The sequence below is a fragment of the Bradyrhizobium sp. 35 genome, assembly GCF_023073215.1.
Lineage (GTDB): Bacteria > Pseudomonadota > Alphaproteobacteria > Rhizobiales > Xanthobacteraceae > Bradyrhizobium > Bradyrhizobium canariense_D.
In genome coordinates, this window is record NZ_JADPJC010000130.1 from 1 (window position 1) to 2,626 (window position 2,626).

The window sequence follows — 2,626 nt, forward strand, 5'->3', positions numbered from 1 at the left end:
TGCGGATTCCGATTTATTTCGGCCGGGTATTCCGACTTGAAGCCGGCCATCGTTCCGATTTGAAGCCGGCCACCATTCCGAAATGAAACCGGCCGGCATTCCGATTTGAAGCCGGCCGGGGTTTTGGAAGTCGGCGTTTTCGTTTGGGTCAGTCCCTCAGGCATCAAGTCCCTCGTTGATCAACGAGGGGAAGCGGATGCCGGCCAAGAGAGAACTGACCATGCGACAGATACGACAGATGCTGCGGCTTGCCCGTGATGGGGTGAGCGCCCGGGAGATCGGGCGCACGCTCGGCGTGGCGCGGAGCACGATCCAGGACAATCTGAAGCGTGCCTCGACTGCCGGGCTGGCGTGGCCTTTGGCGGGCCATCTGACCGACGCCGTTCTTGAACAACGTCTGTTTGCCCATGCCGGCGTCAGGCGCGGCTTCCGCCGGCGCCGGGAGCCGGATTGGGCCTCGCTGGCCTGTGAGCTGAAGCGGCCTGGCGTCAATCTGATGGTCCTGTGGGAGGAATACCGGGCGGTCCACCCGGAAGGATATGGCTACAGCCGGTTCTGCGATTTATTCCGGGAATTCGAGCGGCGGCTGTCTCCGACGATGCGGCAGGACCATCCGGCCGGCGACAAGGTCTTTGTCGATTACTCCGGCAAGAAGATCATGATCGTTGATCGCGAAACCGGGGTTGTGGGCGACGCGGAGATCTTCGTCGCGGTGCTTGGCGCCTCGAATTACACCTACGCCGAGGCGACCTGGACGCAGACACTTCCGGACTGGATCGAGGCCCATGTCCGGATGTTCCGGTTCTTTGGCGGGGTGCCCCGCCTCGTCGTCCCTGACAATCTGAAGTCCGGCGTGCACCGGGCTTCGTTCTACGACCCTGAAATCAATCGCAGCTACGGGATGATGGCGTCCCATTACGGCGTCGGCATCCTTCCGGCACGGCCAAGAAAGCCCCGGGATAAAGCAAAAGTGGAAGCCGGAGTGCGTTTTGCCCAGACCTATATCCTCGGGCGGCTTCGCCGGCAGACCTTCTTCTCGCTGGCCGAGGCGAACGCGGCAATCGCCGCCGCGCTGGAGCGTATCAACGCCCACGTCATGCGCCGGCTTGGCGTCAGCCGCCGGCAATTGTTCGAGACCGTCGAGATGCCTGTCCTGGCGCCGTTGCCGGATGCCGACTATCAGTTCGCGGAATGGCTCCTGGCCCGCGTCTCGCTCGATTATCATGTCGAGGTCGACGGCTTCTTCTACTCAGTTCCACACGGCCTGATCCGCGAGCAGGTCGACGTTCGCGCCACCACCCGGACCATCGAGTTGTTCCATCGGGGTTTGCGTGTTGCTGCTCACCAGCGTCGTTATGGCGGCCGCCGGCACGGCACGGATCCCGATCACATGCCCAGTGCGCATCGGCGTTACGCCGCGTGGACTCCCGATCGATTCCGGCGCTGGGGGCGATCGATCGGGCCCAACACCGAGGGGCTCGTCCTCGCCATCCTGGCCAATCGGCCTCATCCCGAACAGGGATTCCGGACCTGTCTCGGCGTGCTTCGGCTGTTCAAGGATATTGATCCCGAACGCGCCGAGCTGATCGCGGCCCGCGCGGTCGCGGTCAGTGCACTGACCTACAAGAGCATCGCCTCCATCATCGCCAACAAGCTCGAACGCAGTTCTCGCGATACCGAGGACGCGATCATCGAACATCCCAATCTGCGCGGCCCCGGTTACTTCCATTGAAAGGATTATCCAGCATGCTGACCCATCCCACCCTCGACCTGCTGCATAGCCTCGGTCTCCACGGTATGGCCAAAGGCTTCAAGGACCTCGATGCCCAATCCGAAGCGCGCAGCCTCGAACACGCCGAATGGCTGGCCCTGCTCCTGGAACATGAGAAAACGCGGCGCCAGCAAAAGCGGTTTGAGAGCAGAGCTCGAGCCGCCAAGCTGCGTCATGCCGCCTGCGTCGAGGATGTCGACTACCGCGCCATCCGCGGCCTCGACCGCACGCTCTTTCTAAAACTCGCCGCCGGCGACTGGATCCGGGCACGGCATAATCTCCTCGTTACCGGGCCGTGCGGCGTCGGCAAGAGCTGGCTTGCTTGCGCCCTCGGCAACAAGGCTTGCCGAGACGACTTCTCAGTTGCGTACCATCGCGTGCCGCGTCTGTTCGCCGCCCTCGCGCTCGGCCGCGCCGATGGCCGTTACACCAAGATGCTGCGGGCGATCGCTCGTCTCGATCTGCTCATTCTCGATGACTGGGGACCAGAACCGCTCGACGCCGACCAGCGCCGTGATTTGCTCGAAATCGTCGAGGATCGATATGAGGCTCGCTCGATCATCGTCACCAGCCAGCTGCCCGTCGATCGCTGGTACGAAATCATCGGAAACCCCACCATCGCCGACGCGATCCTCGATCGCCTCGTCCACAATGCCTACCGCATCGAACTCAAAGGAGAGAGCCTCAGGAAGCAGAAGCAACCGGCTCAAGATCAACCGGTCTCTTGACCTTCCCAGCCCTCGACGACATCATGAAATTGACCCATGCGAACGACGCCACGGGTGGCCGGCTTCCGATCGGAATACCCGGCCGGCTTCGAATTGGAATGCATGGCCGGCTTCGTCGGAATCCGCA

At 62.6% G+C, this 2,626-nt stretch carries 2 protein-coding genes; both read left to right on the top strand.

Translation table 11 applies throughout. The annotated features are described in order from the left end of the window. Positions 1–220: 220 nt before the first annotated feature. Entirely contained in the window at positions 221–1,732 is a 1,512-nt protein-coding gene (gene istA / locus IVB36_RS26460) for an IS21 family transposase (protein ID WP_247393551.1), read from the top strand. Positions 1,733–1,746: 14 nt separating this feature from the next. Beyond that, positions 1,747–2,499: an IS21-like element helper ATPase IstB gene (gene istB, locus IVB36_RS26465; protein WP_247363794.1), complete on the top strand. Its 753-nt coding sequence runs from the start codon at positions 1,747–1,749 to the stop codon at positions 2,497–2,499. Positions 2,500–2,626 lie beyond the last annotated feature (127 nt).